The following is a 25,624-nucleotide window of genomic DNA, read 5'->3' as shown; positions in this document are numbered from 1 at the left end:
CGCTCTCTAGCGCCGCGCGGGGGAGACCGCGACGGGCTCCCGGTGCGCGTGGTGGTGGTTCGCGGTGCGGGGCGTGGCCAGCACCGCGCGCGTCCGCTCGTCGAGGGCGAGCGAGTCCGAGAGCGCCCCGCTGGCGGCGAGGACGGTCTCCAACGCCTCCAGCCAGTGCGCGTAGTAGCTCCACGGCTCGCCGCCCGTGCCCTCCTCCCAGCGGCGGATGGACTCGATCAGCGAGAGCTGGAACTCGCTCCACTCGTAGTGGCCCTCGTGGTACGCCGCGACCGCCATCGCGAAGGCGCGCAGCTCCCAGGGCTCCTCGAAGGAGCGCGAGTCGGCGTCGCCGCCGGGCATGCCGCAGACCAGCTGCTCCACCCGCCGGCGGGCGTCCCCGAGCTCCGTGGCGTCGGGCCTCACGCGCCCACCGCCTTCACCGGGCCGACGCCGATCATCGAGTCCCGGGTCACCAGGGCCGCGAGCTCGAAGGCGCCGAGGTCCTCGGTGCCGGGCGGGCGCTGCGGCAGGACCCAGTAGCGCAGCTCGGCGCTGGAGTCCCAGATCCGGATCTCGACGTCGTCGGGGATCGGGAAGCCGAAGTCCTCGGCGAGGACCTTCCGCGGCTCCCGCACGATCCGCGCCCGGTAGGCCGGCGCCTTGTACCAGTTCGGCGGCAGGCCGAGGACCGGCCACGGGTAGCAGGAGCAGAGGGTGCAGACGATCGCGTTGTGCACCGTGTCGGTGTTCTCCACGACGATCATGTCCTCGCCCTGCAGCCCGCCGATGCCCATCTCGGCGCAGGCGGCGGTGGCGTTCTCCAGCAGGCGCGCCCTGAACTCCGGGTCGGTCCAGGCCCGCGCGACCACCTGGGCACCGAGCTGCGGCCCGACCTCGTTCTCGTAGACCTCGGCCATGCGGTCCACGGCCTCGGTGGTCATCACCCCCTTCTCGATCAGCAGCGCCTCGAGGGCCTTGACCCGTGCGGCGATCTCCTCCTGGGAGCGCAGCGGGGTGTCCGTCGGTTCGGCCATGTCAGGCTCCTTCGGGGGAGGCGGGGGAGAGGTAGGGCTCCCAGACGTCGAAGTAGACGACGGCGTTCGGGTCGCCGGTGCCCTCGCCCCAGAGCTCGGTCGCGGTGAACTTCACGGTGTAGACGTGCTCGGGGCACTCACCGAGCCCGTTGCCGGCGGTGTCGGGGTAGATGAACGTGCCGTGCGCACCGGTGATCACGCCGGTGCGGCCGCGGATGTACCGGGCCCGGCGGGTGTGGCCCTCCGGGCTGTCGGTCGCGATCCGGACCGTGTCACCGACGGCGAACCTCGCGACCTTGTCGGACTCGCGGGCGGCCGGGGCGCCCGCCTTGATCGCGCCGTCGACGAAGGCCAGCAGCTCCGGGTCGCGGCGCTCGGGGAGCGGCGCGTCCGGGTTCTCCAGGTAGTACCGGGTGCGCTTCTCGAGCTCGGCCGGGTCGATCGCCCCCGCCTGCTCCGCGTAGTGCTCGACGGTGTGGGTCCAGTGCTCGTAGTAGTTCGACAGCAGGTACTCGGCCGGGTCCATCTTCTCGATGCCGTGCCGGAACTGGTCGACGGTGAAGAAGCCCGCGCGGAAGCAGGTCGCGAACATCGCGAACGCGGCCTTCTCCCACTCGGCCCGGAACACGGGCTCGTCGGGGTCGGTGCGGACCGGGCCCAGACCGTCCGTGCCGCCGAGATCGAAGACGCCGTTCACGCCCGGCCTCCCGTCGTGGTCAGGGCGGGCGGGGCGGGGAAGCCGCCGACCGCCTGCTCGTAGGTGTGGGCGACGCGCAGCACGGTGGCGTCGTCGAACCGCTTCCCGACGATCATCAGACCCGCCGGGAGCCCGTCGACCAGCCCGGCGGGCACGGAGATCGCCGGGTGGCCGGTGACGTCGAACGGGGCGGTGTTGCCGATCATCGACAGCGCCGTGGGCAGGTAGGTCTCCAGCGGTGCGTCGTGCGGCAGCAGCTCGCGGGCGATGTAGGGCAGGGTCGGCATGACCAGCACGTCGTAGGCCGACAGCGCGTCGTCGTAGGCCGTGCGCAGCTCGAGGGCGAGGTTGCGGGCCATCGCGTAGTACTTCCCCCCGGCCAGCTCGAAGGTGTAGCGGCCGGAGAGCCCGACGAGCTTGACCGTCTTGGACAGGTGCGCGCCGTGGGTGACCCGGCCGGCGGCGTAGTGCGCGATCAGCTCCGGGTCGTAGAGGCCCTGGGAGTTCATGCCGTAGCCGTTGCCGTCGAGCATCTGGAACGCCGCACCCTCGGTGGCGATCACGTTCCACACCGCCATCGCGTCGGTGTGCCAGGGGATCGACACGTCCTCGGCGGTCAGCCCGGCGCCGCGCAGGGTCTCGACGGCGGCGCGCACGGCCTCGTCGACGCCCGGGTCGCTGACCGGGGTGCCGAAGCCCTGCCCGACCACCCCGATCCGCAGCCCCCGGGCGGACTCGGCGAGCGCGGCGGTGTAGTCGACGGCGTCGAGGGTGGTGGGCTGGCGGGGGTCGAGCCCGTCGATCCCGGCCAGCACGGTGAGCATCGCGGCGGCGTCGGCGACGGTGCGGGTCATCGGGCCGAGGTGGTCGATGGTCTGCTCGATCGGGAAGGCGCCGGTGTAGGGCACCAGGCCGTGGGTGGGCTTGTGCCCGACCCCGCCGGAGAACGAGGCCGGGATGCGCACCGAGCCGCCCTGGTCCCCACCGACCGCGAGGTCCACCGCGCCGGTGACCACGAGCGCCGCGCTGCCCGACGAGGAACCGCCGGCGTTGCGGGAGGGGTCCCAGGGGTTGCGCACCGGGCCCGGGTGGGAGGTGAAGCTGGCTCCGGAGAAGCACAGGTCCTCGCAGACCGCCTTGCCGGCGACGGTCGCGCCGGCCTCCAGCAGCCGGGTGACGACCGCGGCGTCGCGGGTGGGCACGAAGCCCTCCACGGTGCGCGAGCCGTTCATCATCGGCACCCCGGCGACACAGATGTTGTCCTTGATCGCCACCGTCTTCCCGGCGAGCGGCCCCTCGGCGGCGCCGGGGATCGAGGTGGTGACGTACCAGGCGCCGAGCGGGTTGTCGGCCGGCTCGGACCAGGCCCGGTCCGGTGCGGCCGGGGCGGTCGCGGCGTAGAGCTCCTCGACGCGCTCGGACGCGGCCAGCGTGGCCGCCACCGCCGGCGCGTACTCGGCCAGCTCGGCCTCGGACAGGCCGAACGCGTGGTGCTCGTTCAGAACCGCCAGCCGGGCGGCGTCGGGGGGAGGGATCGCCACGTGCACTCCTCGGGTCGGGTGGATCCGAGCGAGGACGCTAGGGACAGTCGTCGCGTCGTGTCAACGCTCCTTGACGCGTTGACGCGATGTTCACCCGGCGACGTCGGCCGGTGACAGCGGGGTGAAGCCCGCCCCGCGGGCCTCGGCCAGGTAGAGCCGCTGCTGCACGTGGTCGCTGCCGTCGAGGGTGACCGTGCCGCGGGGGAACTCGTAGCGCCCCACGCGCATCTCGTCGGCGACCCGGCCGGGATCGGTCGTGCGCGCCCGGCGCGCGGCTGCCGCCCACATGTGCAGGGCCTCGAACACGGACTCGGTCAGCGTGGACAGCGGTGGCGCCCACGGGCCGAACGTCGCGCGGTAGCGCTGCAGGAGCGTGCCGTTGCCGTCCGTGTCGAGCTGCTGGAAGTAGCCGGACACCCCGTGGATGCCCCGGGCGGCCCGCGCGCCGACCCGCTCCAGGGTCACCTCGTCCATCGCCGGGCCGAGGCTGAGCGTCCGGTCCCGCAGTCCCATCGCGTGGCACTGCCGCTCGAATGCCGCGGCGTCCGCCCCGACGAAGCTGTTGAGCACGACGTCGGCCCCGGACGCGGCGATCGCCTCGACGATCGGCGTGAAGTCCTCGGTCCCCAGCGGGGCGTACCGCTCCCCGACGAGCCGGGCGCCCACGGCGGGGAGGATCACCCGCGCGGCCGCGTTGACCTCGCGGGGCCAGACGTAGTCGTTGCCGGCCAGGAACCAGCGGCGCCCGCCGGCCGCCCGCATCAGCGGGGCGGCCGCGGCGGCCAGCTGCCCGGCGGGCCGCTCGCCGAGCCGTATCCGCAGCCGGCTCTCCCCGCCGCCCTCGTTCATGTGCGACTGCACGACCAGCACCCCGGCGTCGGCGAGCGCGGCCGACACGGCGTCGTAGGTGGCCGAGGTGGTCATCAGGAACAGCGTCGAGCAGCCGGAACGGACGAGCCGCAGCGCCTCGAGCGCCCCGGTCGCGGGGTCGGTGGCGTCGTCCGCCACCAGCAGCTCGACGGGGCCGCCGGCGACCCCTCCGTCCCCGTTGATCTCCTCGAGGGCGAGCGTCGCCACGTTCTCGGTCGCCGCGGCGAAGAGGCTGCCGGGGCCGGACTTGCTGGTCAGCAGGCCGACCCGCGGCCCCGCCGCGGTGCCGGGCGGCACCGGCAGGCCCTGCCGGCGCATGAGCCACTCGAGCCCGCGCTCGTCGATCTCGGCGTGCAGCCGGATGCGGGTGCCGCCGGGGGCGGGGGTGAGGCGGAGGCGGATCCGCCCGCGCCAGGGCTGGTCGTGGCTCACGGTGAGCGAGGTCGGGCGGCGCAGCGCGCTGATCCGACCGAGGACGTCGACCGGTCCGGCCCCGCCGAGCGGGACCCGCAGCGTGACGACGGCCCCGACGGCGATGCGGTCGCAGGCGGCATCGAACAGCCAGCCCGCCCCGGTGCCCCGGCCGAAGCGGTCGAACACCACCTCGGGCGGGACGGCGGCGAACTCCTCGGCCGAGACCGCGACGGTCCCCACCGCTACCGCGCCCTCACCCGGTACCTGCTCATCCCGCCTCCGCGGCCCCGTGCCTGTCGCTCCTGCCCGTGTCGGTCGCAGGCGTGCCGGTCGTGCCGGTGCCGGTCCCGCCGGTCTCCGGCGGCCGATTCTCCACGGCCGCGCGCACGCCGTGAAGGGACTGCAGGAACAGGCCCTGCAGCAGGGTGAGGACCTCGGTGGCGGAGCCGGTCGGGTCGACCGAGTAGTACCGGTACCGGCCGGCGCGGCGCTCGGTGACCAGCCCGGCCACCCGCAGCACGCGCAGGTGCGTCGACACCGCGGTCCGCCCCACGCTGGTGATGCGCTCGGCCAGGGCGCCGGCGCTGCACTCGTCCTCCTCCGCCAGCACGGCGAGGATCTCCCGCCGCACCGGGTCCGCGAGGGCGTCGAACGCCAGGTCCCGGCGTGCCGCGCGCCCCGACGTGTCACTTTCCGATGACATGAGCCCACGATAGCCGAGCGGTGATCGCCGCCGCGGCGAGCTGCGTCACCCGCAGGCCGTCCTGCCGCACGCGTTCGGCGCCTCGGGCCGGACGAAATCGAATTCGAGGAACTCGGATTTCTCGGGTGGTACGCGTCGAATGTCCGATCGGGGACGACCGAACGATTGTCCGGGCGCGCCGGCCGAGGCATCGGTGAATTCGGCTCGTCCGGGACGAAGAATGGTCGTGGACGCACGATGGATCGTGCGCACGATGGTGAGTGCTCATTCCGGTGCACGTGCGCGCGTCATTCCGGAGGGAATGAACGGGGATGGTGCGCCGATACGAAGCAGCGGGGCGGCAGGAACCGGGGCTCTCGCGTGGACGTCCGCCGACGATCCACGCGAGACCCCGTCCACGGGTACGCCCGCTCGGGCGCACCCGACCTCACCGTCGATCTGCCGCAGGCAGATCCGCCCGGTGCTTACCTGCAGCGATCACTTGCAGCGTGCGTCGCCCGCAGTCTGGCCGGGCGGGTGGCACTTGGCGTTGGCGTCGTTCGGGCCCGCCGAACTGTTGCCCGCACCGAAATCAGGATCTGCGAATGCGACCCCTGCCCCGCCGACCGTGAGACCTGCGGCGATCAATGCCGCAGCGAGGACCCTTCGAATCATTACGCCTCCCGTCGACCGTGATTCTCCCCGTCGCCACCGGTGGCGGGAAGGACGGTAGCGCCGTGCTCTTGATGCGACAAGGGTTCGCACGGAAAGGCGCCCGAGAATCGGGAGAACCGATCCGGAATGCGGTGCGTCGTGGCGGGCTCACGCTCCGTGGAGCCGAACCGCGACCTTCTCAGCCCGCCTCGCCGTCCAGGGTGAGGACGTGCCCCATGCGCTCCTGCTTGGTGCGCAGGTAGCGCAGGTTGTGCGGGGACGGGGCGGAGGGCAGGCCGACCCGCCCCACGATCTCCAGGCCGTAGCCGTCGAGCCCGCCGTACTTGGCGGGGTTGTTGGTGATCAGCCGCAGCCGGGTGATGCCGAGGTCGCCGAGGATCTGCGCGCCGACGCCGTACGAGCGGGAGTCGACGGGCAGGCCCTGGGCGGTGTTGGCGTCGACGGTGTCCAGGCCGCTCTCCTGCAGTGCGTAGGCGCGGATCTTGTGCGCCAGCCCGATCCCGCGGCCCTCGTGCCCGCGCAGGTAGACCACGGCCCCGGCGCCCTCGGCGGCGATGGCGCGCAGGGCCTGCTCGAGCTGGGCGCCGCAGTCGCAGCGCAGCGAGCCGATGATGTCGCCGGTGAGGCACTCGCTGTGCACCCGCACCAGCGCGCCGCCGGAGGACCGGCTCGCCGCGGCGGCGTCGCCGTACACGAGGGCGAGGTGCTCGGTGCCGTCGAGCGTGGACCGGTAGGCGACGGCCCGGAACTCGCCGAACACGGTCGGCATGGCGGAGGTGGCCACGTGCTCGACGAGCTGCTCGGTGGCGCGGCGGTGCCGCACGAGGTCGGCGATGGCGAGGACCGGCAGGTCGTGCTCGGCGGCGAAGGCGTGCAACCGCTCGCCACGGGCCATCGAGCCGTCCGTGTCGACGATCTCGCCGATCACCCCGACCGGCTCCTGCCCGGCCAGGCGCAGCAGGTCGACGGCCGCCTCGGTGTGCCCGGCACGGACGAGGACGCCGCCCTCGCGCGCACGCAGCGGGAAGACGTGTCCGGGCCGACGGAGATCGTCGGGCCGGGTGGCCGGGTCGGCGAGGGCGCGCAGGGTCCGGGCGCGGTCGGCGGCGGACACACCGGTGCCGGCGTCGCGGTGGTCGACGGTCACGGTGAACGCGGTGCCGTGGGCGTCGGTGTTGTCCGTGACCATCTGCGGCAGGCCCAGGGCGTCGACGCGCTCGGCCGGCATCGGCGCACAGACGATCCCGGTGGTGTGCCGGACCACGAACGCGATCTGCTCGGCCGTGGCCGTCGCGGCGGGCAGGACCAGGTCGCCCTCGTCCTCGCGGTCGGCGTCGTCGGTCACGATCACCATCCGGCCGGCGGCGAGTGCGGCCACGGCCCGCTGCACGGCGCGCGTGCCGGGCAGGGCGGAAGTCGGAGACGTCATCGTCGGTTCCTCACGGTCGGATGCCCACCCGGACGGGCGGACCGTCGAGCACACGTCGACGGTAGGAGAGCGCGGGCCGCGGCGACTATCCGTTGTGAGCGGGCTCCTATCCGTGAAGCGCGGTCCGTTCGGGCGAGACGCCGGACACATCACACTGCGGCTGTCCCGCGGCCGTCCGCGGATATCGCGGCCCGCGCCCGCCGCCTACCGTCGCCCGACATGAACGAGACGACGCACACCGACGTGCCCGCACCCGTCGCGCCCGGCCGGATGCGCGAGGTGCTCGGCCACTTCGCCTCCGGCATCGTCGTGGTCACCGCGATCACCCCGGACGGGCCGGCCGGCTTCACCTGCCAGTCCTTCAGCTCGCTGTCCCTCGATCCGCCGCTGGTGTCCTTCAGCCCCGCCCGGACCTCGTCGACCTGGCCCCGGATCCGCGATGTGGGGCACTTCTGCGTCAACGTCCTGGCCGAGGGGCACGAGGAGCTCAGCACGGCCTTCGCCCGGTCGGGCACCGACAAGTACGCCGGGGTCGCCTGGACGCCCGCCCCGTCCGGCGCCCCGCGGCTCGACGGCGCCGCGGCCTGGATCGACTGCACCCTCGCGGACGAGTTCCCCGGCGGCGACCACACGATCGTCGTCGGGCGGGTGCAGGACCTGGGCGCCGACCCGTCGCGCGCCCCGCTGCTGTTCCACCGCGGGGCCTACGGCATCACCTCGTGACACGCGAGCGGCCGCGCGGGCGGTTCGGGCCGCCCGCGCGGTGCAGGGTGCTCGGCAGGCCGTGGCCCACGGCCCGCTCGGCCACCGTGGCCGCGGCGAGCGCGGCGGTGAGGTCGAGTCCGGTGTCCACCCCGGACTCCTCGAGCAGGTAGACGACTTCCTCGGTGGCGATGTTGCCGCTCGCGCCGGGAGCGAAGGGGCAGCCACCGAGCCCGCCGACGGACGCGTCGATCTTCGTGATGCCGCTCTGCGCCGCGGCGAGCACGCAGGCCAGGCCCGCCCCGCGGGTGTCGTGGAAGTGCACGCCCACCCCGACGCCCGGCACGGCCGTACGGACCGCGTCGAGCAGATCCACGACCCGGCCGGGCACGGTGGTGCCGATCGTGTCGCCGAGGCACAGCTCGTCGGCGCCGAGCTCCACCGCGCGCCGGGCCACCTCGACGGTGCGCTCCACCGGGGTCCGCCCGTCGAAGGGGCAGTCCCAGGCCACGGCGATGATCGCCTCCAGCCGTCCGCCCGCGCCGTGGGTGAGCGCGGCGATGTCGGCCACGGCCCCGACCGCCTCGTCGGTGGTGCGGCGGGCGTTGGCCAGGCTGTGCCCGTCGGAGGCCGAGATCACGTACTCGAGGTCGGCCATCCCGGCCGCCACCGCACGGCGGGCGCCCCCGCGGCCGGCGACCAGCGCCGAGAAGCGCAGCTCGGGCCAGCGGTGCAGCTCCGCGGCGAGCTGCTCGGCGTCGGCCAGCGCCGGCACCGCGTCGGGGGAGACGAACGAGGTGACCTCGACGCGGCGCACGCCGGTCGCGGCGATCGCGTCGAGCAGGGTGAGCTTGGTGGCGAGGGGGACCGGGGCCTCGAGCTGGAGGCCGTCGCGCAGGCCGACCTCGCGCAGGTCCACGGAAGGGGGCAGGGGGAGCACGGGCACCTCCGGTTCAGATCACGCCGTCGGCGTGCAGGGCGTCGAGCTCGGCGGGGTCGAGGCCGAGCAGTCCGGTGTAGACCTCGGCGTTGTGCGTCCCGGGCTCCGGCGGTCCGGCCCAGCGGACCGCGCCCGGGGTCCCGGTGAGCACCGGCATCACCCCGGGGCCGAGGACCTCCTTGCCGATCGCCTCGTCGAAGTGCGGCACCAGCATGTCGCGGGCCCGGAACTGCGGGTTCGCCACCACCTCGGCCACGGTGTCCACCGGCCCGACGACCACGCCGGCCTCCTCCAGCAGCCGCGTCAGCTCGTCGGCGTCATGCCGGCCGGCCCACTCGGCCACGATCGCGTCGATCTCGTCCTGGTGCTCGCCGCGGGGCACGTGGGTGGCGAAGCGCGGGTCGTGCACCAGGTCCTCGCGGCCCATCGCGGTGCACAGCCGGGCGAAGACGGTGTCCTGGTTGGCCGCGATGATCAGCCAGCGGCCGTCCCGGCTGCGGTAGAGGTTGGACGGCGCGAGCTTGTCCAGCCGGGTGCCGGACGGTTGGCGGACCAGCCCCGTGGCGTCGAAGTCCGGGATCGTCGACTCCAGCATCGCCAGGCAGGCCTCGGCCAGGGCGACGTCGACGACCTGGCCCTTGCCCTGGTGGGGGCCCTGCCGCCCGCGGGCGAGGAGCGCGGCGAGCACACCCTGCACGGCGAACATCCCGCCCAGCGAGTCGCCGATCGAGAGCGCGGCGCGCGGCGGCGGCCCGCCGGGGAAGCCGTTGAGGTAACGCATGCCGCCCGCGGCCTCGGCCACGGACGCGTAGCCGGGCCGGCGGCTCAGCGGGCCGGTCTGCCCGTAGCCGGAGACCCGGGCCAGGACCAGCCCGGGGTTGCGGGCGGACAGCACGTCGTAGCCGAGGCCCCAGCGCTCCAGCGTGCCGGGCCGGAAGCTCTCCACCACGACGTCGGCGGTGTCGACCAGGCGCAGGAAGAGCTCCCGGCCCTCGTCGCGGCGCAGGTCGAGGGTCACGCAGCGCTTGTTGCGGGCGTGCACGGTCCAGAAGAAGTGGTGGCCGTCCTGCTCGGCCTGGCCCCACACGCGCAGCGGGTCGGGCCGGTCCGGCGCCTCGACCTTGATGACGTCCGCGCCGTGGTCGGCGAGCAGCCGCCCGCAGAACGGGCCGGCGATGAGCGTGCCGAGCTCCAGTACCCGGACCCCGGTCAGGGCGCCGGACGGGTTGTCGGTGGTGTCGTCGTCGAGCACGCCCGTGACGGTAGGAGCCGCGCGCGGGCCGGGCTATCCGATGGCGGTCGCCCGATAGCCGCCGAGCGCCACGCGGGAGCTACCCGGTGCGCTCGCGCAGCGTGTCGCGCGGCAGCTCCCCGAACCGCTCCCGGTACTGCTGCGCGAAGCGGCTCTGGTGGAAGAAGCCCCAGCGCAGCGCCACCTGCGTGACCCGCGTCGACACCGGGTCGCAGCGCAGCAGCTCGGCGCGGACGTGGTCGAGCCGGATGCGGCGCAGGTGGTTCATCGGCGACTCGCCGAGCTCCTGCTGGAAGGTCGCGTGCAGCGTCCGGACGCTCATGCAGCCCACGCGGGCCAGTTCCTGCGGGGTGAGCGGCTCGTCCGCGTGCTGCTCCATGTAGTCGAGGACGGGCCGCAGCCGGCCGGAGCGGACTGGGTCGGCGGGCGCGAGGAGGGCGTCCGTGAACTGGTGGCGGCCCGCGTGCAGCAGCTGCGTCATCACGAACGCCTCGTACTGCTCGCGCGCGATCGGCATGTCCGCCAGCCCGCCCGGCCGGTCGAGCTCGCGCACGAAGAACTCGACGGAGGCCAGCAGGGTGCGCCCCGCGGGCGTGGTGAGGTCGATCCCGTAGTCGAAGTCCAGCACGTCGTGCACCGGCCGGGCCAGCTGCTCGCTCAGGTGGTCCTCCAGGCTGCGGCGCGGGATCTTGAGGATCAGCTGCTCGGCGTCCGGCGACCAGCGCACGGTGTTCTCCTGGTCCGGGAGCAGGACGATCCCGCTGGTCCGCGCGGTGGTGGTGGCGCGCCCGCCGTCCGTGCGGCTGGCCGCGGTCCGGCCCGCCGTCGTCAGGTTGACGTGATAGTTGTCCTCGGTGGGCGGCATGACGAGCTTCGCCGCGGACTTGTAGGTCAGGTAGCCGACCGTGAACAGCCGGTCCGACGTCGCGTTGAGCGTCATCTGGAGCCGGTCGTCCGGCGCGGTCAGGTCGTGGTCGAGATACACCCGCGTCACGGCCTCGCGCGCCTGCTCCAGGCTGCGGGTGTCGAGGACGGGATAGCGCGTGAGTCGGGCGGGAGGGACCTGCGCGGGCTCGGCAGCGGCCTCCATCCGGACACCTCCTCGTGTCGGGTCGCGGCGCGCTCCCTCACCGCGTGCCGGGCGACCCGTGGCGGGGCCGTCCGATCAAGGTGCGCTCGACAGTAGGCGCTCCCGCCGAGGCCCTACTAGCCCGAGAGCGCATCGCGCTATCCGTTGAGTGCAGGGCTGCGCCCGTGGCGTGTGCCGCTGATCTCGCACGGAACGGATCCGCACCTGCGGTCCGCGGATATCGGCGGCCCGCCGCGGTCCCTAGCGTCCTCGGTCGTCCGCCGGCGGAGCCCGCACCCCGGCACCGGTCCGTACCGGATCCCGACCCGACGATAGGAGAGGTCGATGACGACATCCCTCGAGGAGTTGAAGCTCTTCATCGGCGGCAGGTCCGTCGACGCCCGCTCGGGCCGCACGTTCGACTCGCTCAACCCGTACACCGGTGAGCCGTGGGCCCGCCTCGCCGACGGCGGCCCGGAGGACGTGGACGAGGCCGTCGCCGCCGCCCGCGCCGCCTTCGACGGCGAGTGGGGCGCCATGACCGGCTTCCAGCGCGCCGCGATCATGCGGAAGTGCGGCGACGCGATCGCCGCCAACGCCGAGCGGCTCGCCCGGCTCGAGGTCAACGACTCCGGCAAGCTGCTGCGCGAGATGCTGGGCCAGCTGAACAGCCTGCCGCAGTGGTACTGGTACTTCTCCGGGCTGGCCGACAAGATCGAGGGCCGCACGGTCCCGCCGGTCAACCCGAACTACTTCGGCTACACCCGCCGCGAGCCGGTCGGCGTGGTCGGCGCGATCACGCCGTGGAACTCGCCGCTGCTGCTGCTGACCTTCAAGCTTGCGCCGGCGCTGGCCGCCGGGTGCACGATGGTCGTCAAGCCGTCGGAGCACGCCCCGGCCTCGACGGTCGCCTTCGCCGAGGTCCTGCACGAGGCCGGGCTGCCCGCCGGGGTGCTCAACGTGGTGACGGGCTGGGACCGCTCGACTGGCGAGGCCCTGTCGACGCACCCCGGCGTCGACAAGATCGCCTTCACCGGCTCCTCGGCGACCGGGGCCAAGGTCGCGCAGGCCGCGGTGGCGAACTTCAACCGCGTCACGCTGGAGCTCGGCGGGAAGTCCCCGCAGATCGTCTTCCCCGACGCCGACCTCGACGCCGCGGCCAACGGCCTCGTCGCGGGCGTGTTCGCGGCCACCGGGCAGACCTGCATGGCGGGCTCGCGGCTGATCGTGCACGCCGACGTGCACGACGCGCTGATCGAGAAGGTCGTCGCGCGGGCGAACGCCATCGTGCTCGGCGACCCGACCGAGGCCGACACCGAGATGGGCCCGGTGGCGAACGTGCCCCAGTACGAGAAGGTCCTCGGGTACCTGCAGGGCGCGGCCGCCGAGGGCGCGACCTTCGCCTGCGGCGGCGAGCCCGACGCCGAGCGGGGCGGGCTGTTCGTCAAGCCCACGGTCGTCACCAACGTGACGCCGGAGAACACCATCGTCCGCGAGGAGGTGTTCGGGCCGGTGCTGGCCGCCTACACCTTCACCGACGAGGACGAGGCGCTCAAGCTGGCCAACGACACCCCGTACGGGCTGGCCGGTGCGGTGTGGACGAAGGACGTGCACCGCGCCCACCGGGTCGCCGCGAAGCTCCGCGCGGGCACGGTGTGGATCAACGCCTACCGCGTGATCGCGCCCAACATGCCCTTCGGCGGCTTCGGCGCCAGCGGCATCGGCCGCGAGAACGGCGTCGACGCGATCAACGAGTACACCGAGAACAAGTCCGTGTTCGTCGAGCTCACCGGCGGCACCCGGGACCCCTTCCAGCTCGGCTGAGCAGGCCCGCCGCGCCGCCGCCCTCCCTGGGCGAACGGCACTCTCGCTCACACCTAGTGAACGAGCGCGCCGTTCGCTCAGCCCCTCGAACGGCACTTCCGCTCACCTCGCGCACGAACGGCACCTTCGTGCGAACCCGTCACAGGAGACGACCATGACCGTGACCGCCAACGAGCGCCTCGGCCTCGCGCCCACCGACCCCCGTCCCGCGAGCGAGACCCGGCCCGCGGCCGACCGCACCGAGACCAACCCGCTGTTCGGCGACCAGAGGATGAAGCTGGGGCTGTTCGGCACCAACTGCTCGTACGGGCTGATCATGAGCCACGCCCCGTCGACCTACGAGATCACCTGGGAGCACACCAAGGAGATCGCGCAGCGCGCCGACCGGCTGGGCTTCGACGTCCTGGTGCCCGTCGCCCGCTGGAAGGGCTTCGGCGGCTCGACGAACTTCAACGGCAACTGCTTCGAGACCTACACCTGGGCGGCCGGGATCGCCGAGGCGACCGAGCGGATCGCGGTCGCGGCGACCTCGCACCTGCCGACGATGCACCCGATCGTCGCGGCCAAGCAGGCGACCACGGTCGACCGGATCTCCGGTGGGCGGTTCGCGCTGAACATGGTGATGGGCTGGGTGCCGCCGGAGATGGAGATGTTCGGCTCCGAGCAGCGCGAGCACGACGAGCGCTACGCCTACGGCCAGGAGTGGCTGGACTTCGTGAACAAGCTGTGGACCGAGCAGGGCACCTTCTCGATCCACTCGAAGTACTTCGACGCCGAGCTGCTCGAGGCCTACCCGAAGCCCCACCAGGGCCCGCGCCCCGCGCTGCTCAACGCGGGCAACTCGCCGTCGGGCATCGAGTTCTCCGCCCGCAACGTCGACTTCAACTTCGCCTCGCTCGACACCCTGGAGAACATCAAGGCCTACGTGGACAAGGTCAAGTCCAAGGCCCGGGACGACTACCGGCGCGACATCCACGTCATGACCTACGGCCTGGTCGTCTGCCGGGACACCGAGGAGGAGGCCAAGCGCGCCTTCCAGCAGGTCGTCGACGAGGGCGACTGGGGCGCGGCCGGCAACGTCATCAAGATCGCCGGGTCCGGGGCCAGCCAGTCCTTCGACCACGCGGTCAAGGAGATGCAGGAGCGCTTCATCGCCGGCTGGGGCGGCTACCCGATCGTCGGGACGCCGGAGCAGGTCACCGAGGAGCTCGGCAAGCTCAACGAGGCCGGCATGGAGGGCATGATCTTCGGGCTCATCGACTACAACGAGGAGCTCAAGCACTTCGGCGAGACCGTCATGCCGCTGCTCAAGGAGGCGGGCCTGCGGCACTGACCAGGTACGTCACCCGGCCGACCCGGCTGCACGCCGGGTCGGCCCGGGTGTGATCGCTGCGAGCGGCACAGGACGGCTGCGCGAGGAGCACCGGTGTCACGGTCGGAGTGATCAAAGCGACGGGGTGCGGTCGGCGTCATGATCGCCGTGAGTGGGACGAGATGGTCGTGCCGGGAGCGCTGACGGCGCTCTCGCCGCGCTCGCGGGAGTGCGATGGACGATCCCGCCGTCGCGACTAGCCTCGGGCGCGTGGCTGTGCAGCGGCCGGATCCGGTCCGGTGGGTCTGGTACGCGGTGGGCGGGCGGCTGCCGGCGCGGTACCGCGAGTGGGTGCTGTACGACGCGACCTGCCGCACCTGGGTGGCCCGGCACCTCCTGCGCACGGCGGTCCCGCTGACCCTCGTCTCGGTGCCGATCGTGCTGTTCGTGCCCGGCCCGCTGTGGGTGCGGCTCTGCGGTCTGCTGCTGGGCTGGCTGGTCTCGGCCCAGTTCGCGATCTTCCTGCTGCACGACTCGGTCGACCACCGCGTGCGCAAGGCGGGCTACCCGCCGGGGCACGCGCAGGCCGTGCGCGACGCCGCGGCCCGGGCGGTCCGGCAACGGGCCCGGGCCCGCTACGACTCGAAGTACCGGTAGGGGCCACGCGCCACCCGGCCACGCTGCTGGACCGGGTGTCGCGGGAGGGTCAGAACGGGCTTCCCGGCACCATCGGCGGCGCGGGTTGCACCACCGGGGTGCTGAACCCGCCGACCGGCCCGCAGAGCCCGGCCGGCACGGGCGCGCTGCCCTGGCCGACCGCGACGCCGGTGCCGAGCCCCGGCAGGCTGGTGCAGGTCACGTACGAGGGCGGGCTGAACTCGGCGAGGGCCGGTGCTGCCCCGCCCGCCCAGACCAGCAGCCCGCTGGCGGCGAGGACCAGGCCGGTGCGCAGGGCGGTGCGGGGGACGGACCGGCCGGAGGACGTGCGACTCATCAGGCGGGCTCCTTCTCGGTGGGGGTGTCGCTTCCGGTGGGGGCGGGCAGGAGGGTGGCCACGGCGAGGCACACCAGCAGCGGCGACGCGGGGACGTGCCAGAGGAAGTCGAGCGCGCTCTGCGTGGCGAACGCGGCGAGGACGGCGAGCGTCCCGGTCGCCCGGAGCGCGCAACGACGGCGGGCCCGGACGGCGCCCACGACCAGCGCGGCGGCGCCGGCCAGCACGAGCGCCAGGCCGACGAGCCCGGTCTCCGCGGCGACCTGCAGGTACTCGAGGTGCGTGAACCAGGCGTGCACCAGCCGTCCGGCGTGGTTCACGTAGGTGAGGTCCAGGAGCCCCGGACCGACCCCCGTGACCGGGGCGGAGGCGAAGTGCGCCAGCGTCTCCCGGGCGAGGTCGACCCGGTCCGCCGAGGCACCCGTCAGCCGGGTGTCGGCGATGGCGTCGACGGCGACCGCCGGGTCGGCGCCGCTCAGCGGGCCGGCGAGGAGGTCGGCGAGGCCGAGGAGCACGGCTCCCAGCCCGGCTCCGGCCGCGGCCCGGCCGCACCGGCTCGCCGCGAGCAGCACGGCGGCACCCGCCGCGAGCCCGGCGAGGGCGAGCAGCGGTCGCGGCGCCGACCCGTCGGGCAGGGACGGCAGCAGCGCGGCGCAGGGCAGCCCGACGGCCGGCAGCACGGGGAGGAGGCCGCGGACGCTGCGGCGACCGGCGGCGGTCGTGACCAGCACGGCCAGCCCGACCGCCGACGCCACCGCGGCACCGCGGCTCATCGTGACCGCGAGCCCGAGCAGGAGCGCGGCGACCACGGCCCGGCGCAGCAGCGGGCGGGCCGCGGGCACCGTGACCAGCGCGAGAAGCAGGCCGATGACGAGCGCGGCACCGGCCGCGTTGGCGTAGGTGATGGTGGAGGCGGCGCGCCAGAGACCGGATGAGGGCATCGACAGCGGCGACAGGTGCAGTGCCGTGCCGACCCACCCCGTCGCCGCGACGACCACGGCGAGGGCGAGCGCGACGGTCTGCAACAGCCGGCGGCCCTCCCCGCCGAGCCCGGCCGCGACCGGCAGGGCGACCGCGAGCAGCAGCGCGACGGCGGCCGACGGCACCGCGTGGGCCACCGCCCCGTCGAGCAGGCCCCGGACCAGCACCCACAGCGCGAAACCGGCCCAGCAGGCCGCGGCGACCGACGCCGGGCGAGGGGCGGTGGCCCGGTGGAGCAGGGCGAGGAGGCCGGCGCCGACCACGAGCGCGGCCACCACCGTGAACGGCCCGGCGTAGAACGCCCCCTGGGCGAGCAGGGCGACGCCGAGGGCGGTGCCCAGCAGGGTGGCGCCTCCATCCCACCCCGAGGTCCCACGGGTGGAGGGGACGGGGGGTGTGGCGACCCGCGGCGCGGTGACGATCATCGTGTGTGCTCCCTCACGACCCGGGAGCGTGCACCCTCCGCAGTGGCGCTGCCCTGCGTGCACCCCGCTTCCACTCGACCGTGTGGCACACGGGCGCGTGATCGGGAACGCTTCGTGAGCGACGCGCCGGGCGCCCGTCGCTCAGTGTGAAGGAGCGGGAATCAGCCCAGCGCGGCGACGGCCGTGATCGGTTTCGCCCGCACACCCGGGCTCATCGGACGGCGTGGACGGTCAGGAGGAGATCCTCCGGCGCGGGCGGCGCGTCCGTGTGTCCCGACCGGACCGCGACCTCGGAGAACCCGGCCTCACGAACGGCCGCGGCGATGGCGTCGGCCGTCCAGAAGCGGCGCACCCAGTGGTTGAGCTCGGTGTGCACGAGCACGCCGTCGACGAACAGCTCGTAGATCCCCACGCCGCGCTCGAGGCCGGTGTCCGGGTCCCGCCGGTGCCCGCCCCGTGCGGTGATGACGGCGCCGTCCGGCCTGACCCACCAGTCCGTGCCGCCCGGGGCACCGGGTGGCCCCGGGCCGGTCTCGACCTCGAAGTGGAAGGTGCCGCCGTGCAGCAGGTGCGCCCGGACCGCGGCGAGGGCCCGGGCGACCTCGTCGTCGCCGGCGATGAGGCCCCAGGACCCGGCGGCGCAGAACGCCGCGCGGTACCGGCGGCGCAGGGACAGGTCCTCGGCGCGCTGCTCGTGCAGCCGGCCGGCCACGTCGAGGCCCCGCTCCCGGGCGTGCTCGACGCAGGCGTCCAACATGGACGGCGAGGCGTCCACGCCGTCCACGTCGATGCCGGCCGCGAGCAGCGGCAGCAGGAACCGCCCGGTGCCGCACATCAGCTCCAGCACCGGCTCCGCCGCGCCGATCACGCCACGGTGGAACGCGAGCTCCTCGGGCGGCGCCGTCGGCTTGTCCAGGTCGTACGCCTGGGTCAGCAGGTCCCGGTACTCGGCGCGCGGCTCCACCCCGGCATCGTCGGGGCCCGGCTCCGCCCGCGTCACTCCGGCATCCGGAGCAGCGGTTACCGGATCCGCAGCCAGACCGCCGTGTCCTGCGGGAGCCGGCCGTCGTCCGTCAGCGGGCCGCTGGCGACGAGCACCTCGGCGCCCTCGGGCAGGGCGAACGGGGCGGCGTCGACGTTGAGCAGCAGCGCGAAGCCGGGGTCACGGGCGAAGCCGAGGGCCCCCGGGGGGACGTCGAGCCAGGTCATCGGCCCGTCGCCGAGCGCGGGCACGTCGTGGCGGATCCGCAACGCCCGTCGGTACAGGGTGAGCACGGACTCCGGGTCCTTGTCCTCCCGCTCCACCGTGAACCGGGAGAACCACTCGGGCTGGGGCAGCCACGGCTGGTCGTCGCCCGGGCCGAAGCCGAAGGGCGGCCCGTCACCGGACCACGGGATCGGGACGCGGCAGCCGTCCCGGCCGCGCTGGGTGTGCCCGGACCGCCGCCAGGTCGGGTCGTCCAGCGACGCCTCCGGCAGGTCCTCGACCTCGGGCAGGCCGAGCTCGTCGCCCTGGTAGACGTAGGCGCCGCCGGGGAGGGCGAAGATCAGCAGCGCGGCCGCCCGGGCGCGGCGCAGCCCGAGCTCGAGGTCCGCGGGGACGTCCAGCATGGAGTCGAGCGAGGTGCCGATGCCGGCGTCCGGGTCGCGGGCCAGGCGGGAGGTGTGCCGGGCGACGTCGTGGTTGGACAGCACCCAGGTCGGTGGGGCCCCGACCGCGGCGTGCTCGCGCAGCGTGCGCTCGACGGACTCGCGCAGCGCCGGGGCGAGCCACGCCGCCTTGAGGAAGTCGAAGTTGAAGGCGGTGTGCAGCTCGTCGGGCCGCAGGTAGCGGGCGAACCGGTCCGCCTCGGGCACCCACGCCTCGGCCACGAACACCTTCGGCGGGTCGTAGGTGTCGGCGAGGGCGCGCCACTCCCGGTAGACGTCGTGCACCTCGTCGCGGTCCCAGTGCGGGTGCGGGCCCGGGTCGTGGTGCTGCTTGTCGCCGACGTCCGGGAGCCCCTCCTCCTTGATCAGCGAGTTGGCGACGTCGATCCGGAAGCCGTCGACCCCGCGGTCGAACCAGAACCGCAGCGTCTTCTCGAAGTCGGCGCGGACCTCGGGGTTCTCCCAGTTCAGGTCGGGCTGCTCGACGTCGAACAGGTGCAGGTACCACTCGCCGGGCGTGCCGTCGGGCTCCGTGACCCGCGTCCACGCGCTGCCGCCGAACATCGCGCGCCAGTCGTTGGGCGGCTCGTCGCCGCCGGGACCGCGGCCGGGCCGGAAGATGTAGCGGTCGCGCTCGGGGGAGCCGGGGCCCGTCCGCACCGCCGCACGGAACCACTCGTGCTCGCTCGAGGTGTGGTTCGGGACGATGTCGAGGATGATCCGCAGGTCCCGCTCGTGCGCCTCGCGGACGAGGGCCTCGGCGTCGGCCAGCGTGCCGAAGCGGGGATCGACGTCCCGGTAGTCGGACACGTCGTAGCCGGCGTCGGCGAGCGGTGACGGGTACCAGGGGTTGATCCAGATCGCGTCCACGCCCAGGTCGGCGATGTGGTCCAGGCGCTGCCGCAGACCGGCGATGTCACCGATCCCGTCGCCGTCGCCGTCGGCGAAGCTGCGGATGTACACCTGGTAGATCACGGCGCTCCGCCACCACGCGGCCGTGTCGGTCATGGAACCTCCCCGTCGGCGTTGCCTTCCTGTTCCATACTGTTCCACACGTGCGGGAGGGAGGCGGGATGGGCAGGCGCAGGGCGAGCATCCGGGACGTCGCGCGCCTCGCCGGGGTCGCGCCGTCGACCGTCTCCCGGTCGCTGTCGGGAACGTCCTACGTGGCCGCCGACACGCAGGAACGCATCCGGCGCGCGGTCGACGAGCTGGCCTACCTGCCGCCCGCGCGCCCGGTCCGGCGCGGCGCGCCGCCCGCCGTCGCGGCGCTGGCCCGGTTCCCCTCGGCCTGGTTCTTCGCCCAGGCCGTCGGAGGCGTGGAGAAGGTCCTGCGGACGGGCGGGCACCAGCTGCTGCTGCACAACGTCGGCGACCCGGAGGGGCGCGCCCACGTCTTCGCCACCCTCGAGCGCTGGGCGGTCGCCGGGCTGATCGTCGTCGCGTCGTCCTTCACGGACGCCGAGCGGGCGGTGCTGGAGCGGCTCGCGGTGCCGATCGCCGTCGTCGGCGGGACGTTCCCGGGCCGGCCGCGGGTGGGGATCGACGACCGGGCGGGCGCCGCCACCGCCGTGCGGCACCTGATCGGGCTGGGACACAGGGAGATCGGGCTGCTCTCGTTCGACCCCGACGACACCGTCGGGCGGGACACGACGGACGCCCGGTGTGCCGGGTTCGCCGACGCGCTCGCCGAAGCCGGGCTGCCGCTGCGGCCGGAGTGGGTGATCCCCGCGGGGCACGACGCCGCGGCAGGCGCGCGGGCGGTGGAACGGCTGCTCAGCGGACCCCGGCTGCCCAGCGCGCTGCTCGCGATGTCCGACGAGATGGCCCTCGGGGCGCTGCGCACGCTGCGCCGGGCCGGGCTCGACGTGCCCGGCCAGATGTCCGTCGTCGGGTTCGACGACCAGGCGGTGGCCGAGTTCGCCGACCTCACCACCATCGCGCAACCCGCCCGTGAGCAGGGCGAACGCGCCGCGGCGCTGCTCCTCGACGCGCTCGCCGGGCGGCTGGCGGGCACACCGGACGTCGACCTGCCCACCCGGTTGGTGGTGCGCGGGACGAGCGGGCCGCCGCGCTCCTGACCCGTTCCTGTCGGTGCCCCGTGCTGCACTGGGGCCGCGAAGGGAGGGCCGCGATGTTCGTGCACGGTCACCCGCGGGCGCTCGGGTGGGTGAAGGGCCACTACCGCGCGCCCAACACCCCGGCCGGCGAGCAGTTGGGGCTCGACCTCGAGCTGGCGCCCGCCGAGCCGGAGATCCCCCGGCCGAGGGAGGAGTCGGCCACGCCGACCGGGTCCGGAGTGGAGGACCGGCCGGCGAGGTCGCGATCGCGCGTCTCGGCCGGCGGCGGCAGGCAGACGAGCCTGATCGCCGCCGTCAGCGACACCGCCATCAGCGACGACTGAGCCCGCACGAGCCCGCCGGAGCGAGGTCGCGACGAGCGACGCCGCCGTGCCGCCGAGGCGGAACGGTACCTGCCGAGGTGCGACGCCTCCCAGGGCCGTCGAACCGGCGACCGATCGTTTGATCCGGGTAGGGTGATCAGCGGTTGTGGACGGAGGCCGTCGATTCTCGACCGTCCCGCTCCATGATCGGCGATCTCTTGCGGCGTGCCGGGTCGTGGTGCGGAAGCCGCTCCCCGCGGCCCCTGCATCGACGCGGTCGTCGTCTCACCCGGCCGCCGAGCCCATGATCGTGGCGTGTGGACGGAGAAGGTCGCCATTCGACCGTCCCGCTCCATGATCGGCGATCATGTCCCGACTCGCGCGGGCCTCCTCGTCCTCCAGGCCGGCCATCTCCGAATTCGTTCGCGACCCGACCCAGGTCGAGGCGCCGGAGGAGCCGAGTCGGCCCGTGTCCGCACGAACGCCACGGCCCACGAGCGCGGTGCGCGGCTCGAAACGTCGCGGTGAGGCCCCGGTAACCGGGGATTCGTAGCGTTCGGGCCGGTACCGGACGCACCGGGAGAAGGAGGCCTCGTGAGCGGCACACCCACGAGCGGCGAGACGGCCGACGGGACACGGACCGCCGGCAGTGACTACCTCGCCAGGCGCCAGTTGCGCCGGGGCGCCGCGGGCTGGGTGCTGCTGGCCGGCCTCGGCGTCGGCTACGTGATCTCCGGCGACTACTCCGGGTGGAACTTCGGGCTGGCCGAGGGCGGGTTCGGCGGCCTGCTGATCGCCGGGGTCCTCATCGCGGCGATGTACGTCGCCATGGTGCTCGGGATGGCCGAGCTCTCCAGCGCCCTGCCGACGGCGGGCGGCGGCTACACCTTCGCCCGCCGCGCCCTCGGACCGTGGGGCGGCTTCGCGACGGGGACCGCGATCCTCATCGAGTACGCCATCGCGCCCGCGGCCATCGCCACGTTCATCGGCGCCTACACGGAGTCGCTGAACTTCTTCGGGATCACCGACGGCTGGTGGGTCTACCTGGCCGCGTACCTGGTCTTCATCGGCATCCACCTCGCCGGCATCGGCGAGGCGCTCAAGGTCATGTTCGTGATCACGGCGATCGCCGTCGTCGGGCTGGTCGTCTTCGCCGTCGCGGCGATCCCGCTGTTCGACCCGGCGAACCTGACGGACATCCCGCCGACGGACGCGGCCGGCGCGTCGCCCTTCCTGCCGTTCGGCCTGCTCGGCATCTGGGCGGCGGTGCCCTTCGCGATCTGGTTCTTCCTGGCCGTCGAGGGGGTCCCGCTCGCCGCCGAGGAGGCCAGCGAGCCGGAGCGGAACGTGCCCAGGGGCATCGTCGCGAGCATGGTCGTGCTGGTCGTCACCGGCGCGCTGGTGCTCGTGCTGTCCACCGGGGCGCTGGGCGCGAGCGCGCTGTCCGGGTCCGGCAACCCGCTGGTCGAGGCGCTGGGCAGGGGCGCGGCCGCGACCGTCGTCAACTACGTCGGGCTCGCCGGGCTGGTCGCCAGCTTCTTCTCGATCATCTACGCCTACTCGCGGCAGACCTTCGCGCTGTCCCGCGCCGGCTACCTGCCCCGGCTCCTCTCGGTGACGAACGGCCGCAAGGCGCCGACGCTCGCGCTGATCGTGCCCGGGATCGTCGGCTTCCTGCTCTCGTTGACCGGCCAGGGCGCGACACTGCTGAACATGGCGGTGTTCGGCGCCGCGCTGAGCTACGTGCTGATGATGGTCAGCCACATCGTGCTGCGCCGCCGCGAGCCGGACATGCCGCGCCCGTACCGGACCCCCGGCGGCGTCTGGACCACCGGGTTCGCCCTCGTCGTCGCCGTCATCGCGGTGATCGCGACCTTCCTCGTCGACAGCATCGCGGCGCTGTGCACGCTGGGCGCGTTCGCGCTGTTCATGGCGTACTTCGGCTTCTACAGTCGGCACCATCTCGTGGCGAGCGCCCCCGACGAGGAGTTCGCCGCCCTCGCCGCGGCCGAGAAGGACCTCGAGTGAAGGACCGCGAATGACGCGTCGGACGACCCTCGGCGGCCACACGTACGAGTTCGCCGACCTCAAGGCCCTGCTCGCGGCGGCCACGCCCGAGCGTTCGGGCGACGTGCTGGCCGGGGTCGCCGCGGCGTCGGAGCAGGAGCGGGTCGCCGCGCAGGAGATCCTCGCCGACCTGCCGCTGGCGACCTTCCTGGAGGAGCAGGTCGTCCCGTACGAGACGGACGAGGTGACCCGCCTGATCGTCGACGGCCACGACCCGGCGGCGTTCGCGCCCGTGGCCGGGATGACGGTGGGCGGGTTCCGCGACCACCTGCTGCGCCCGGAGACCGACACCACCGCGCTCGCGGCGGGGCTGACGCCGGAGATGGTGGCGGCGACGAGCAAGCTCATGCGGGTCCAGGACCTGATCGCCGTGGCCCGGCGCACCCCCGTCGTCACCGCGTTCCGCTCCACCGTCGGGCTGCCCGGGACGATGGCGACCCGGCTGCAGCCCAACGACCCCACGGACGACCCGGTCGGCGTCACCGCGTCCATCGTGGACGGTCTGCTGCTCGGCTGCGGCGACGCCGTCATCGGGATCAACCCCGCGACCGACTCCCCGCAGCGCACCACCGACCTGCTGCACCTGCTCGACGAGGTCCGGAGCCGCTACGACATCCCCACCCAGAGCTGCGTGCTCGCGCACGTCACGACGTCGCTGGAGATCATGCAGCGGGGGGCACCGGTCGACCTGGTGTTCCAGTCGATCGCCGGCACGCAGGCGGCCAACGAGGGCTTCGGCGTGACGCTCGACCTGCTGCGCGAGGCGCACGAGGCGGCGCTCGCGCTGGGCCGCGGCACGGTCGGCACCAACTGCATGTACTTCGAGACCGGGCAGGGTGCCGCGCTGTCGGCCGACGCGCACCACGGCGTGGACCAGCAGACCCTGGAGGCCCGGGCCTACGGCGTGGCGCGGGCCTTCGACCCGCTGCTGGTCAACACGGTCGTCGGGTTCATCGGGCCGGAGTACCTCTACGACGGCAAGCAGATCACCCGCGCCGGGCTGGAGGACCACTTCTGCGGCACGCTCCTCGGCGTCCCGATGGGCGTCGACGTCTGCTACACCAACCACGCCGAGGCCGACGCGGACGACACCGACACCCTGCTCACCCTGCTCGGCGTGGCGGGCTGCTCCTTCGTGATCTGCGTGCCCGGCGGCGACGACGTGATGCTCCACTACCAGTCGCTCTCCTTCCACGACGCGCTCTACGCTCGCCAGGTGCTGGGGCTCGCCCCGGCCCCGGAGTTCGCGGCCTGGCTGGAACGGATGGAGCTCATGACCGGTGACGGGCGGATCAGGGAGCTGGGCGCGGACTCGACCGCGCTGCGCGCGCTCACGGCGGGTGTCCGGTGAGCGAGCGGACGGCCGCCTGGCGCCGGCGGGCCGAGGAGGCGACGGGCTCGCGTCCGGTCGCCCCGCGGACGGGTCCCGGCGGCGGGGTCCTCGACGACATCGACGCGCTCCTGGCCGCGGACGACCCCGGCCCGGCCGACCGGTCGGCTGTGGACCCCTCGGAGGGCGGGGACGGCCGGGAACCCCTGCTGTGACGAGCCCCGCGACGAACGGCGACCCCTTCGCCCGGCTGCGCGCGGCCACCCGGGCCCGCGTCGCGCTGGGGCGCGCCGGCGACGCCCTCCCGACGGCGGAGCTGCTGGAGCTGCGGGCCGCGCACGCCGCCGCGCGGGACGCCGTCCACGCGCCGCTGGCGGTCGACGCGGTCGTCGAGGAGATCCGCGGGCTGGGCCTCGAGGTCCGCACCGTGACCAGCGCGGCGCACGACCGCGCCGAGTACCTGCAGCGCCCGGACCTGGGACGACGGCTCGCGGACGCCGACGGGCTGGAGCCGGGGGGGTACGACGTCGCCTTCGTGGTCGCGGACGGGCTCTCCCCGCTCGCCGTGCACCGGCACGCCGCCGCGCTGCTGCGGGAGGTCCTGGACCGGCTGGAGGGCTGGCGGATCGCACCGGTCGTCGTCGCCACCCAGGCCCGGGTCGCCCTGGGCGACGAGATCGGCGCGGCCCTGGGCGCGCGGACGGTCGTCGTCCTGGTGGGGGAGCGGCCGGGCATGAGCTCGACGGACTCGCTGGGCGCGTACCTGACCTACGACCCGAGGCGGGGGCGGCGGGACTCCGAGCGCAACTGCCTGTCCAACATCCGCCCGCCGCACGGCACCGGCTACGAGGCCGCGGCGACCACGCTCGCCCTGCTGCTCACCGAGTCACGGCGGCTGCGGCTCTCCGGGGTGCGGCTGAAGGCCGACCCGGCGCTGGAGAGCTAGACGGAGCCGCGCGAAACGAGCTGGCACACGGCGATGAGGCGCAGCGTCGCCCAGTCCGTCGGGCGCCAGATCCCGTTCTGCGGCAACGCGATCGTCGCCCCGCTGCGGCGCTGCTCGTCGAGCAGCGAGCGGGCGTAGGCGGCCAGCCGCACCGCACCGCCCGTGGTGGCGCGGGCCGGCGCGAGGGTCGCGACGGCGCCCCCACCCGAGCGGCGCATCCCGTCCCGCACGATGTCCCGCACGGCCGCCGCGTGCTGGTCGACGACCGCGGCGAGCCCCGGCTCGGCGGCGACCGCCCGGAGCCCGGGACGGCCGACCGTCTCCATGAGGCGGCGGAGGAAGCGGTGGGCTTTCCACTCGACGACGGCGGCGCGCAGATCCCGCAGCAGGCTCACGCGCAAATCGTAGCCAGCGGT

At 74.1% G+C, this 25,624-nt stretch carries 25 protein-coding genes; 10 read left to right on the top strand and 15 right to left on the bottom strand.

Features of this window, described 5'->3' with window-relative positions; genetic code table 11:
* Positions 1 to 6: 6 nt before the first annotated feature.
* From ABD990_RS09675 to ABD990_RS09645, 7 genes are all read right to left on the bottom strand, one after another.
* Positions 7 to 414: a nitrile hydratase accessory protein gene (locus ABD990_RS09675; protein ID WP_345379878.1), complete on the bottom strand. Its 408-nt coding sequence runs from the start codon at positions 412 to 414 to the stop codon at positions 7 to 9.
* Entirely contained in the window at positions 411 to 1,025 is a 615-nt protein-coding gene (gene nthA, locus ABD990_RS09670; protein WP_345379876.1) for a nitrile hydratase subunit alpha, read from the bottom strand. Before nthA ends, ABD990_RS09675 begins: the two co-directional genes overlap by 4 nt.
* Position 1,026: 1 nt before the next feature.
* On the bottom strand, positions 1,027 to 1,722 hold the full coding sequence (gene nthB / locus ABD990_RS09665) for a nitrile hydratase subunit beta (protein ID WP_345379875.1): 696 nt from the start codon (positions 1,720 to 1,722) through the stop codon (positions 1,027 to 1,029).
* Positions 1,719 to 3,263 (bottom strand): amidase, encoded by a 1,545-nt coding sequence (locus tag ABD990_RS09660; protein ID WP_345379874.1) that lies wholly within the window; start codon positions 3,261 to 3,263, stop codon positions 1,719 to 1,721. The genes nthB and ABD990_RS09660 overlap by 4 nt, the downstream gene beginning before the upstream one ends.
* A gap of 90 nt (positions 3,264 to 3,353) precedes the next feature.
* Positions 3,354 to 4,787 carry a substrate-binding protein gene (locus tag ABD990_RS09655; protein WP_345379873.1) on the bottom strand — a complete coding sequence of 478 codons (1,434 nt, stop codon included), beginning with the start codon at positions 4,785 to 4,787 and terminating at the stop codon, positions 3,354 to 3,356.
* A gap of 28 nt (positions 4,788 to 4,815) precedes the next feature.
* A complete protein-coding gene (locus ABD990_RS09650) occupies positions 4,816 to 5,250 on the bottom strand; it encodes an ArsR/SmtB family transcription factor (RefSeq protein WP_345379872.1) in 435 nt (144 codons plus the stop codon).
* Positions 5,251 to 6,082: 832 nt separating this feature from the next.
* Entirely contained in the window at positions 6,083 to 7,333 is a 1,251-nt protein-coding gene (locus ABD990_RS09645; RefSeq protein WP_345379870.1) for a bifunctional 3,4-dihydroxy-2-butanone-4-phosphate synthase/GTP cyclohydrolase II, read from the bottom strand.
* A 219-nt stretch (positions 7,334 to 7,552) separates the two neighbouring features.
* On the opposite strand from ABD990_RS09645, the gene ABD990_RS09640 reads away from it, so the two are divergent.
* The gene (locus tag ABD990_RS09640) at positions 7,553 to 8,056 is read left to right on the top strand and encodes a flavin reductase family protein (protein ID WP_345379869.1); all 504 of its coding nucleotides are present in this window, start codon (positions 7,553 to 7,555) and stop codon (positions 8,054 to 8,056) included.
* Here the strand turns inward: ABD990_RS09640 and ABD990_RS09635 are convergent.
* The 3 genes from ABD990_RS09635 to ABD990_RS09625 all read right to left on the bottom strand — a co-directional run bounded on the left by ABD990_RS09635 (position 8,046) and on the right by ABD990_RS09625 (position 11,317).
* Positions 8,046 to 8,975, bottom strand: a complete 930-nt coding sequence (locus tag ABD990_RS09635) for a hydroxymethylglutaryl-CoA lyase (protein WP_345379868.1) — start codon at positions 8,973 to 8,975, stop codon at positions 8,046 to 8,048. The genes ABD990_RS09640 and ABD990_RS09635 overlap by 11 nt on opposite strands.
* 13 nt (positions 8,976 to 8,988) lie before the next feature.
* The gene (locus ABD990_RS09630; protein ID WP_345379866.1) at positions 8,989 to 10,227 is read right to left on the bottom strand and encodes a CaiB/BaiF CoA transferase family protein; all 1,239 of its coding nucleotides are present in this window, start codon (positions 10,225 to 10,227) and stop codon (positions 8,989 to 8,991) included.
* Positions 10,228 to 10,306: 79 nt separating this feature from the next.
* The gene (locus tag ABD990_RS09625; protein ID WP_345379864.1) at positions 10,307 to 11,317 is read right to left on the bottom strand and encodes an AraC-like ligand-binding domain-containing protein; all 1,011 of its coding nucleotides are present in this window, start codon (positions 11,315 to 11,317) and stop codon (positions 10,307 to 10,309) included.
* 324 nt (positions 11,318 to 11,641) lie between these two features.
* Here ABD990_RS09625 and ABD990_RS09620 point away from each other — a divergent pair, with 324 nt between their 5' ends.
* The 3 genes from ABD990_RS09620 (at position 11,642) to ABD990_RS09610 (ending at position 15,089) form a co-directional block, all read left to right on the top strand.
* Positions 11,642 to 13,120, top strand: coding sequence for an aldehyde dehydrogenase (locus ABD990_RS09620; RefSeq protein WP_345379863.1), 1,479 nt, complete (start codon positions 11,642 to 11,644; stop codon positions 13,118 to 13,120).
* A 154-nt stretch (positions 13,121 to 13,274) separates the two neighbouring features.
* Positions 13,275 to 14,453, top strand: a complete 1,179-nt coding sequence (locus tag ABD990_RS09615) for an LLM class flavin-dependent oxidoreductase (RefSeq protein WP_345379861.1) — start codon at positions 13,275 to 13,277, stop codon at positions 14,451 to 14,453.
* A 249-nt stretch (positions 14,454 to 14,702) separates the two neighbouring features.
* The gene (locus ABD990_RS09610; protein ID WP_345379860.1) at positions 14,703 to 15,089 is read left to right on the top strand and encodes a DUF5313 family protein; all 387 of its coding nucleotides are present in this window, start codon (positions 14,703 to 14,705) and stop codon (positions 15,087 to 15,089) included.
* A 49-nt stretch (positions 15,090 to 15,138) separates the two neighbouring features.
* Here ABD990_RS09610 and ABD990_RS09605 read toward each other — a convergent pair whose 3' ends face one another.
* From ABD990_RS09605 to ABD990_RS09590, 4 genes are all read right to left on the bottom strand, one after another.
* Entirely contained in the window at positions 15,139 to 15,426 is a 288-nt protein-coding gene (locus ABD990_RS09605) for a hypothetical protein (protein ID WP_345379859.1), read from the bottom strand.
* Positions 15,426 to 16,832 carry a hypothetical protein gene (locus tag ABD990_RS09600; RefSeq protein WP_345379857.1) on the bottom strand — a complete coding sequence of 469 codons (1,407 nt, stop codon included), beginning with the start codon at positions 16,830 to 16,832 and terminating at the stop codon, positions 15,426 to 15,428. The genes ABD990_RS09605 and ABD990_RS09600 overlap by 1 nt, the downstream gene beginning before the upstream one ends.
* 211 nt (positions 16,833 to 17,043) lie before the next feature.
* A complete protein-coding gene (locus tag ABD990_RS09595) occupies positions 17,044 to 17,796 on the bottom strand; it encodes a methyltransferase domain-containing protein (protein WP_345379856.1) in 753 nt (250 codons plus the stop codon).
* 56 nt (positions 17,797 to 17,852) lie between these two features.
* Positions 17,853 to 19,490, bottom strand: a complete 1,638-nt coding sequence (locus ABD990_RS09590) for a glycoside hydrolase family 13 protein (protein WP_345379855.1) — start codon at positions 19,488 to 19,490, stop codon at positions 17,853 to 17,855.
* Positions 19,491 to 19,555: 65 nt separating this feature from the next.
* Here ABD990_RS09590 and ABD990_RS09585 point away from each other — a divergent pair, with 65 nt between their 5' ends.
* The 6 genes from ABD990_RS09585 (at position 19,556) to eutC (ending at position 25,208) form a co-directional block, all read left to right on the top strand.
* The gene (locus ABD990_RS09585) at positions 19,556 to 20,563 is read left to right on the top strand and encodes a LacI family DNA-binding transcriptional regulator (RefSeq protein ID WP_345379853.1); all 1,008 of its coding nucleotides are present in this window, start codon (positions 19,556 to 19,558) and stop codon (positions 20,561 to 20,563) included.
* Positions 20,564 to 20,616: 53 nt separating this feature from the next.
* On the top strand, positions 20,617 to 20,886 hold the full coding sequence (locus ABD990_RS09580) for a hypothetical protein (protein WP_345379852.1): 270 nt from the start codon (positions 20,617 to 20,619) through the stop codon (positions 20,884 to 20,886).
* Between the two features lie 573 nt (positions 20,887 to 21,459).
* Positions 21,460 to 22,893 (top strand): ethanolamine permease, encoded by a 1,434-nt coding sequence (gene eat, locus ABD990_RS09575; RefSeq protein WP_345379851.1) that lies wholly within the window; start codon positions 21,460 to 21,462, stop codon positions 22,891 to 22,893.
* Positions 22,894 to 22,903: 10 nt separating this feature from the next.
* The gene (locus ABD990_RS09570; RefSeq protein WP_345379849.1) at positions 22,904 to 24,283 is read left to right on the top strand and encodes an ethanolamine ammonia-lyase subunit EutB; all 1,380 of its coding nucleotides are present in this window, start codon (positions 22,904 to 22,906) and stop codon (positions 24,281 to 24,283) included.
* Positions 24,280 to 24,477, top strand: coding sequence for a hypothetical protein (locus ABD990_RS09565; protein ID WP_345379848.1), 198 nt, complete (start codon positions 24,280 to 24,282; stop codon positions 24,475 to 24,477). Before ABD990_RS09570 ends, ABD990_RS09565 begins: the two co-directional genes overlap by 4 nt.
* The gene (gene eutC, locus ABD990_RS09560) at positions 24,474 to 25,208 is read left to right on the top strand and encodes an ethanolamine ammonia-lyase subunit EutC (protein WP_345379847.1); all 735 of its coding nucleotides are present in this window, start codon (positions 24,474 to 24,476) and stop codon (positions 25,206 to 25,208) included. Before ABD990_RS09565 ends, eutC begins: the two co-directional genes overlap by 4 nt.
* On the opposite strand, the gene ABD990_RS09555 is transcribed toward eutC, so the two are convergent.
* Positions 25,205 to 25,603 carry a DUF6401 family natural product biosynthesis protein gene (locus tag ABD990_RS09555; RefSeq protein WP_345379846.1) on the bottom strand — a complete coding sequence of 133 codons (399 nt, stop codon included), beginning with the start codon at positions 25,601 to 25,603 and terminating at the stop codon, positions 25,205 to 25,207. The genes eutC and ABD990_RS09555 overlap by 4 nt on opposite strands.
* Positions 25,604 to 25,624 lie beyond the last annotated feature (21 nt).

Origin of the sequence: Pseudonocardia yuanmonensis (genome assembly GCF_039542425.1) — a bacterium.
GTDB classification, from domain to species: Bacteria; Actinomycetota; Actinomycetes; order Mycobacteriales; family Pseudonocardiaceae; genus Pseudonocardia; species Pseudonocardia yuanmonensis.
Note: the sequence above shows the minus strand (reverse complement) of the source record. Positions and strands in the feature narration are given on the sequence as shown.